At 45.2% G+C, this 2,737-nt stretch carries 1 protein-coding gene and 2 pseudogenes; 2 read left to right on the top strand and 1 reads right to left on the bottom strand.

Going from position 1 to position 2,737, the window contains the following annotated elements; all coding sequences use genetic code 11:
• Positions 1-99 precede the first annotated feature (99 nt).
• Positions 100-1,497 (top strand): IS4 family transposase, encoded by a 1,398-nt coding sequence (locus tag L655_RS0122385; protein WP_029751746.1) that lies wholly within the window; start codon positions 100-102, stop codon positions 1,495-1,497.
• Between the two features lie 32 nt (positions 1,498-1,529).
• On the opposite strand, the pseudogene L655_RS0122380 reads toward L655_RS0122385, so the two are convergent.
• A pseudogene (locus tag L655_RS0122380) lies at positions 1,530-1,850 on the bottom strand (NADH:flavin oxidoreductase/NADH oxidase); the annotation flags it as partial.
• A gap of 157 nt (positions 1,851-2,007) precedes the next feature.
• On the opposite strand from L655_RS0122380, the pseudogene L655_RS01000000126095 reads away from it, so the two are divergent.
• Positions 2,008-2,737, top strand: a pseudogene (locus tag L655_RS01000000126095) (AraC family transcriptional regulator N-terminal domain-containing protein); the annotation flags it as partial.

The raw sequence follows: 2,737 nt of genomic DNA, 5'->3' as shown, positions 1-2,737 counted from the left end.
CTGACTCTTATACACAAATAAATTAGGCTCCAATTGAACTTTATTTATATCAGTCGATCAGATCAGTTATAACGAAAAAACCGATCGAGTTTAATTATTATGCTGATAAAAGATACTGAAAAATGGGCTAATCATTTGTTTAAACATGCTGAATTAGGTGATGAACGACGCACTAAACGCCTGGTAAAAATAAGTCATCAAATGGCAAGCAACACAGGAAGTTCTATTGTGAAAGCATCTGGCTCACAAGCCTCTATTGAAGGCGCATATCGCTTTATTCGCAATGATAAAGTTGACGCAGATAACATCGCTACCGCCGGTTTGAATTCGCTGTTACCTACAATAACGCTGTCAAACACAATCCTTGCGCTAGAAGATACATCAACATTGTGTTACCGACACAATGTGACTAAAGAGCTCGGACATACTGGCGCATATAAACAAAGCTCTTCTAAAGGGATGTTGGCGCACACCGTCCTTATGGTCGATGCAGAAACAGAGCGTACTATTGGCTTGGGTGCACAACATCGTTGGTGCAGAAAAGATGAAAACTTTGGTACCGCTAACGACAGAAAACGCCGCAAGTACGAAACGAAAGAAAGTTATAAATGGCAACGCTCGTCGGAAGAAATGAGTACCCGATTTGCAGATGTCATGGACAATATCATAAGCGTTTGTGATCGAGAATCTGATATGTTTGAGTATATTGATTATAAAACAATAAATAATCAACGATTTGTAGTGAGGGCCAAGCATGAGCGGGTCGTTAATGCAGACGGCGATAAACTAAGTCCCTACATTGAAAATCAATCTAGTGAAGCTTCATATTCGGTTAAGATACAGCAAAAAGGAGGCCGAAAAGCACGTATTGCGAAAGTAGCTGTACGTTATGCTTGCATTACTATTTATCCGCCTAAAAAACACAAGAAACTTGGTGGTATGAATTTAACAGTAATAAGTTGCAACGAGATTGATCCACCAAGTGGAACAAGTCCTTTGTCGTGGAAATTGTATACAGGCGAACCGATAAATAGTGCTTCTGATGCACTAAAGATAGTTAGATTTTATGAACTAAGATGGCGAGTTGAAGAGTTCCATAAAGCGTGGAAGTCAGCGGGCACTCAAGTTGAGTCGTTTCGCATGCAAACGCGAAATAATCTAGAAAAGATCATTGTAATAACAGCATTTATTGCGGTGAGACTTCTCCAGTTACGCGAGCTTGTTGTCGATAAAGATAATGCAAAATCAATTAGTTGCGACAATTTTTTCAATCTTCTTGAATGGAAACTGTTGTGGTCAAAGACTGAAACTAAAAAAGCACCTAACACAACACCTTCATTACATTGGGCTTATTATGCACTTGCCAAATTAGGCGGGTGGCACAACAGCAAGCAAACAGGTGTTGTTGGTTGGGAAGCTTTATGGAAAGGTTGGTTTTCACTGAGCAAACTGCTAGAAGGCGCTCGATTCATGCAAGCGCAACAACAGGAGATGTGATCAAGAGACAGCTCCTAAGGCGGCGTGCAACCGGCCTTACGACCAGCATGGCCGAGCTGAATACCGGGTACGGCACCGTTGGATTTGATCGATTGCGCAACAGACGCGAAGCCTTCAACCTGAGCGTCGCTCCACAGACCCGCATCGCCTGGGGTAATGCGGCCTTCCGGGGAGACGGCTGTGGCTTCGACGACCAGTAAACCCACACCACCACGGGCGAGCATGGAGTAGTGAGTCTTGTGCCATTCGTTCAAAAAGCCATCTTGGGCCTGGTATTGGCACATAGGCGAGGCTGCGATGCGGTTTCTCAGCGTAATTCGCTTGAGATTGAATGGCGAGAAGAGAGAAGGCATTGGCTACTCCAAAGCTGATTACTGACAGTGCCTCATCATAGCCAGGTAACCGTCTCTGGAGTTGCCAAATTCAAGCGAATAATTGCCTAAAACGAGGAGTTATCATCATTAACAAGAAAATGACGTGTTGGTCAGTGATATACTGTTGGTACTTAGAATGACATGGAATCTTGGCATGAATCAAAACTATGAGGTTGATAACAACGGAAACTCGCCGATTGCTACGTTGGCCAACATGATTGAAACTATTGCCCAAAGTGATGGTGACTACGCCACAGCTATTCCAGGGCTGTCACTCCATCGGAGGCATAGACCAACGGAGCCTGTGCACTGTATCTATACGCTAGGCTTAGGGGTGGTGGCACAAGGCGGCAAGCAAGTCATGCTGGGAGACGCACTGCTCGACTACGGTAGAGGAGATTGCATGCTCACAACGATCGACCTACCCGTGATCTCTCACATTACCCAGGCTCGAATCAAAGAACCTTTCCTAGGCCTTATGTTAACGATGGACGCACGAACTGTCGTTCAGGCGGCTTCGGAAATGGATTTACCTCCTCTTCAGCGAAACTCCACCTCTCATCCCATTACGGTGGCTTCGCTAGATGATTCCATGATAGATGCACTTACACGCTTAGTTAGGCTGATTAGCGAACCGCTGTTAGCGCCCAAACTGGCGCCTCTCATCAAAGAGGAAATCATAGTGCGATTGCTGGCAGGCCCACTCGGATCGCAGCTCAGAAATTTTCTGATCACGGAATCGCCAAGCCATCAGATCACAAAAGCCATTGCCTGGCTAAAGCAACACTTCGCACAAACACTACAAGTGGAGGAGTTGGGAGCCTACGTACACATGAGCCCATCCACTTTTCGCCAGCATTTTCGAG

This window comes from Pseudoalteromonas sp. TAE79, assembly GCF_000498015.1.
Classification (GTDB): domain Bacteria; phylum Pseudomonadota; class Gammaproteobacteria; order Enterobacterales; family Alteromonadaceae; genus Pseudoalteromonas.
Note: the sequence above shows the minus strand (reverse complement) of the source record. Positions and strands in the feature narration are given on the sequence as shown.

Excerpts from the sequence above, each read along its gene's own strand:
- L655_RS0122385 (WP_029751746.1), top strand. The coding sequence starts at position 100 with ATGCTGATAAAAGATACTGAAAAATGGGCTAATCATTTGTTTAAACAT.